This is a genomic window from Moritella sp. (assembly GCF_033791185.1).
In the GTDB taxonomy this organism is placed as follows: Bacteria; Pseudomonadota; Gammaproteobacteria; order Enterobacterales; family Moritellaceae; genus Moritella.
Window position 1 is genome coordinate 1 of the sequence record NZ_JASJHF010000175.1, and the last position, 6,455, is coordinate 6,455.

Sequence of the window (6,455 nt, forward strand, 5' to 3'; positions counted from 1 at the left end):
GGACAGATACACCGTTAGCGGTACTTTCCGATCGCCCGCAGCAACTATCCCACTATTTTAAACAGTTGTTTGCCCAGGTAACCAACCCGCCAATAGATCCGATCCGAGAAGAGTTGGTGATGTCTTTGCGTGGTTATGTCGGTAACTCGCATAATTTATTGGCAGAGACGCCTGCGCATTGTCACAAGATTGAAATTGATCAGCCAGTGCTGACCAATGAAGAATTTAAAAAACTACAACAAATTGACCATAATCACCTGCAGTCTAAAACCATTGATATCACCTTCAGAGCCACGGGCAAAGAAGGCGAATTGAAGACTGCGCTTGATCGTATCTGTCAGTATGCCAAAGATGCGGTAAATAATGGCTATGCACTGCTGCTATTAAGTGACCGTACCATCGACACCGATCATGCAGCAATACCGTCAGTACTTGCGACGGCCGCGATCCATCATTATTTGATTCGTGAAGGTTTACGTGCCAAAGCAGACCTCATTCTTGAAGTCGCCGATATTCGTGAAACCCATCACTTTGCTACCGTGTTGGGTTTTGGCGCTGCTGCGGTTAACCCTTACCTGGCACTTGAAAGCTTGTACAGCTTGCGTGATGAAGGTGTTATCAACTCTGAACTAAGTAATGACGCCGTTGTTGCTAAGTATATTAAAGCGGTTGGCAGTGGTTTGTTGAAGATCTTCTCTAAAATGGGGATCTCAACTTTACAGTCTTACCAGGGTGCTCAGATATTTGAAGCGCTGGGTATCAACAGTGATGTTATTGATAATTACTTCACTGGTACGGTAAGCCGTATTGAAGGTATTGGTCTGGATCAAATCGCACAAGAGGCGCTAATGCGTCACCGCGAGGGCTTCCTACCTGAAGACCGAATTGCTGCTGATGATCTGTTGAAGTCCGGTGGTGAATACGCTTGGCGTCACGATGGTGAAAAACATTTATTTAATCCAACAACGATCCGCTTATTGCAACATTCTACTGCCAGCAATAATACTGCACAGTTTAAAGAATATGCCAACGCCGTTGATACACAGAGTAAAGATGCGTTTACCTTGCGTGGTTTACTCGAATTTAGCGCGGAGCATAAATCTATTCCATTAGAAGAAGTGGAGCCGATCGAAAATATTTTCAAACGTTTTGCTTCAGGTGCGATGTCCTTTGGTTCGATCTCTTGGGAAGCACACACGACACTGGCTATTGCCATGAACCGTATTGGCGGTAGAAGTAACAGTGGTGAAGGTGGTGAAGATCCTATTCGCTTTACGCCAATGGAAAATGGCGATTCGATGAAATCGCGGATCAAGCAGGTCGCTTCCGGACGTTTTGGTGTAACCAGTCATTACCTAACTAATGCAGACGAATTACAAATTAAAATGGCGCAAGGTGCTAAGCCGGGCGAGGGTGGACAATTACCAGGCCACAAGGTTGATGCCTGGATTGGTCGTACACGTGGTTCTACGCCAGGTGTTGGACTTATTTCACCACCACCGCATCATGACATCTATTCAATTGAAGATTTGTCACAGCTTATTTTTGACCTTAAAAATGCGAACCGTGAAGCGCGAGTAAATGTAAAACTGGTATCCGAAGCGGGTGTTGGTACCATCGCATCCGGAGTGTGTAAAGGTTATGCTGATGTAGTACTGATTGCTGGCCACGATGGCGGTACAGGTGCATCACCACTGAGCTCGATTAAACATGCGGGTCTACCTTGGGAACTTGGTCTGGCTGAAACTCATCAAACACTGGTACGTAATCATTTGCGTAGTCGTATTACAGTGCAAACCGATGGGCAATTGAAAACACCTCGAGACCTTGCTATAGCGACCCTGTTAGGCGCGGAAGAATACGGTATGGCAACAACTGCATTAGTGGTTGAAGGTTGTATTATGATGCGTAAGTGTCACTTAAATACCTGTCCTGTTGGCATTGCCACTCAAGATAGAGAATTACGCGGACGTTTCAGTGGTCAAGCCGATATTTTGGTTAACTTCTTTACTATGATGGCAGAAGGTTTACGTGAAATTATGGCGGAGCTGGGCTTTAAAACCATCAATGAAATGGTTGGTCAAACTCAGTATTTGAAAGCGCGTACCGATGTTGATCATTGGAAATATAAGGGTGTCGATTTATCACCGTTGTTGTATAAAGAAGAATGTGCAGCTGAAGAAACCCTATACTGCTCTAAAGAACAGAAACACCTTATCAACGATATTGTTGATCGCCGCATGATGGCTGACGCCAAGGATGCTCTGGAAAATCAAACACCCGTTAATCTTGAGTATGACGTAGTCAATACCGATCGTACCATTGGTGCTATGTTGTCTAACGAAGTATCGAAAAGATATGAGGCTGACGGCCTACCGGAAAACACCATTAAGGTTAAGTTTAACGGTTCAGCAGGTCAGAGCTTCGGTTGCTTCTCAGCGAAGGGTCTGCGTTTTGAGCTTGAAGGTGATGCAAATGACTATTTCGGTAAAGGATTATCCGGCGCTAATTTGATTGTTTACCCACCTAAAGTGGCAAAATTTGAAGCAAGTAAGAATATTGTGATTGGTAACGTTGCTTTGTTTGGTGCTACTTCAGGTAAAGCCTTTATCCGCGGTATTGCCGGTGAACGTTTCTGCGTACGTAACTCAGGTGCTACCACTGTTGTTGAAGGCGTGGGCGATCACGGTTGCGAATATATGACTGGCGGTAAAGCCGTTATTCTTGGACAAACTGGCCGTAACTTCGCAGCGGGTATGTCTGGCGGTATTGCTTACGTCTTGGATGACAATAATGATTTAGCGAGCAAGTGCAACATGGAAATGGTGCAACTTGAGACACTTGAAAACGCTGCTGAAATTGCGGAATTAAAAGCGCTTATTGCTGAGCATAAAGACAATACACAATCGGATGTTGCTGAAGCCTTACTCGCTGACTGGGACAATGCCGTTAAACGTTTTGTCAAAGTTATGCCTGTTGATTTCAAAAAAATGCAACAGTATATGGATCAAGCACGCAATACCGGTAAATTTGAAACGGAATATGACGTGGCAGTCGAAGCATTCGACATGCATCTTGCAAATCTGGCAGCTCAAAGCGCCTGAGCTGAAAAGGAGACAATATTATGGGAAATCCAACCGGATTTATGAAAGTAGCAAGAGCCTTACCAGACGATCGCGATCCTAAAATGCGTTTGATTGACTGGCAAGAAGTCCATGAGCATATGCCAACGGCTGATATTGAAAAGCAAGCATCACGTTGTATGGATTGCGGTGTACCGTTTTGCCAATCAGCTGAATCACAATACGCTCCGGCGGTTGCAGGCTGTCCAGTCAACAATGTTATTCCAGAGTGGAATGATCTGATCTATCACGGCCGTTGGAAAGAAGCGGTGAAGTTGTTGCACAAAACCAATAACTTTCCGGAGTTTACTGGTCGTGTCTGCCCAGCGCCTTGTGAAGGTGCATGTGTATTGGGTATCAATGCTGATCCTGTCACGATAAAGCATCACGAATATGCGATTATTGAAAAAGCCTTTAAAGAGGGCTGGGTTGTCGCCAATATTCCGACCAAGCGCACGGGTAAAACCGTTGCGGTTATCGGTTCTGGCCCCGCAGGTATGGCTGCAGCGGCACAACTTAACTCTGCAGGACATATGGTTACTGTCTATGAACGCGCCGATCGTATCGGTGGTTTATTGATGTACGGCATCCCTAATATGAAACTGCAAAAAGAGATCGTTCAACGTCGTGTCGATATACTTGCTGAAGAAGGTATTGTGTTTGTCACTAATACTGAAGTGGGCAAAGATATTTCTGCATCACAACTTGAGCAGGACTTTGACGCTGTTGTACTGTGTGTCGGTGCTACAGTGCCTCGCGATTTAATGGTTGAAGAAGGCCGAGAACTGAATGGTATTCATTTTGCCATGGACTTTCTAAAAGCCAATACCAAGAGCTTGTTAGATAGTAAACATGCCGATGGTAACTACATTAATGCCGAAGGTAAAAATGTGGTTATTATTGGTGGTGGTGATACCGGTACTGACTGTGTGGGCACCTCGTTACGCCATAAATGTAACAGTGTAGCTCAGTTAGAGATCATGCCACAACCACCTGAGTCTCGACAGGCTAATAACCCGTGGCCACAATGGCCGAAGCAACTGCTAGTTGATTACGGTCAGCAAGAATCGATTGCGGTGCAAGGGCAAGATCCGCGTCAATATTTGGTGATGACGACCAAAATTGAAGGTGATGATAACGGCAATGTTAAAGCTGTTCACACGGTCAATGTTGAGTGGGAACGCAAAGCCAATGGTGCCATGGTGCCGAATAAGATCCCTGGCAGTGAAAAAGTACTGCCTGCAGACATTGTGTTGTTAGCAATGGGCTTTATGGGACCGGAAGGTGGTTTGATTGAGCAATTTAATCTTGAAAAAGATGCACGCTCTAACATCAAAGCTGAATACGATAAGTTTGCAACGAGCAAACCGGGCGTATTCGCCGCTGGTGATGGACGCCGTGGTCAAAGCCTGATTGTATGGGCCATTGATGAAGGTCGCCGTGCTGCTCGTGAGGTTGATACCTATCTGATGGGTAAAAGCTACTTACCTTAACGCACGTTTGAATATTAAAAAGGCGGATCATTTATGATCCGCCTTTTTTTGTCCATATTTTAATTCCACTCATGTACCTATTAATCACAGATTTATCGTGTCATTGAGAATACTCTGCGCCATGGGTGATTGGCCATAGCAGTCATCTCAACAAAGTATCCCGTCAACGCAAAGGTTTGTAAACGCGTAGAGCTCTGCAGTTAAACTTAACTGTCATATTGTTATATTTCGGTAATTAATGAGATTATGTTTAATCAGTTACTTAGCCAAGTGTGTATATTTACGACACATCGTTGCATTAATAGAGTTATTGCCCTAAAATAGCCCAGCTTTCTCTTATACTATAAACAAGAAAATATCCAGCATCTATTGCTGTAACTGGGATCTACGCATGATAATAAAAAAAGAGTTTACAACAATGCTTGTTGGCACAATGCTTACCGTTGCAACACTTTCACTATCTGGTTGCGGCGGCGGTGGTGAAAGTGGTGAAAACAGTACTGTTCCTAAAAACACCATACCCGCTAAAGCTCAACGCCACGCACTCGAAGTTGAAGACATAAAAATAAACTATTACGAGTCGGTGGTCATCAATCCGCGCGTCGATAACAGAATGGGCTCGCTGACTTACAGCATCCTTGACAGCACATCTGAAAATATGGCACAAATTGATCCGCAAACAGGTCAGATCTCGGTGTTCAATCCGGGAATGCTTACTGTTGAAGTAACCGATACCAGCACCGTATTTGAAAACTCTACGTCTCATTTTACTGTGACCATCGATAAGGGGACCAACTACGCATTAACCGCTCACTCTAAATATATTTCAATCGACAGCACCAATGATTTTGTTAATGCTGAGAATAATAAGGGCACGGTGACTTACAGTGTTGCAGATGACAGCCTAAGCCTGCTCGCTATCAATGCGGAAAACGGTAAGCTCGAGCCTCTTAATGTAGGACACGCAACTGTTTTAATTGAAGATGCTGGGAATGAAAAATATGATCCTGCGAGGACTACTGCCAGTGTTATCATCAAAGCGCTCACTGCGGGCATAATTCAATGTACCGACTTGACTGATGTTTTATATTCAGAAGGTTTAACCCTAAAGTCGCCATGCTTAAGCGGGGATGACGGTACTAAATATGATTATAAAATTTATTCTGGCGGCAATATCGATCAAGACGTGATTGATATCGACAGTCAGAGCGGCCTGATTACTGTCAAAAAAGTTGGAAGCACGGTTGTTGAGGTTACCGTCAGTTATGATGGTCGTTACAGTAAAGATGCTGATACGGTTTATTTCAACGTTGATATTTTGAAGGGAAAACGACAGGCTGTCAGTGTTGAAAGTCAGACTTTTAGCTATTCGGACGGAGAAATCATTCACCCGAATGTTAGCAATATTGTTGGTCATCCACGCTATAAGGTTGAGGACGGCAACAGTGTTATCGAGATAAATGAAATGTCGGGTTATCCGCAGATCATCGGTGTCGGTACCGCTAAGTTGAGAGTAACCGATGATAGCAATTCAAATTACCTATCTTCAAACAATGAATTTAGCTATACCGTCGACAAAGGTGCACATCCCGGCCTTAAGTCTGACACAGTGATTAAACGTAGCTATGAGGATGGCTTAACAATCACCCCGCATATTGACGGTCAGCAAGGGCCACTGAGCATAACCGGTGATCCTAATCAGGTCCATATTGATGGCGAGAACATTATAGTCAAAAAGGCTGGCAGTATTAAGCTTATGGTCAAAGATTCAGGTAATGAGTTATATCTTGAGTCTGCTTCTGTACCATTGGTTTTAGATATTGTACCTGGTGACCACCCT

At 44.2% G+C, this 6,455-nt stretch carries 3 protein-coding genes; all 3 read left to right on the plus strand.

The window, feature by feature from the left end; genetic code table 11:
• On the plus strand, window positions 1-3,104 hold a 3,104-nt coding region (gene gltB / locus QNK26_RS10590), incomplete at its 5' end, for a glutamate synthase large subunit (protein WP_319222790.1).
• Window positions 3,105-3,124: 20 nt separating this feature from the next.
• Entirely contained in the window at window positions 3,125-4,615 is a 1,491-nt protein-coding gene (locus QNK26_RS10595; protein WP_319222792.1) for a glutamate synthase subunit beta, read from the plus strand.
• 391 nt (window positions 4,616-5,006) lie between these two features.
• A partial coding sequence (locus tag QNK26_RS10600; protein WP_319222794.1) for a cadherin repeat domain-containing protein occupies window positions 5,007-6,455 on the plus strand: 1,449 nt, incomplete at its 3' end.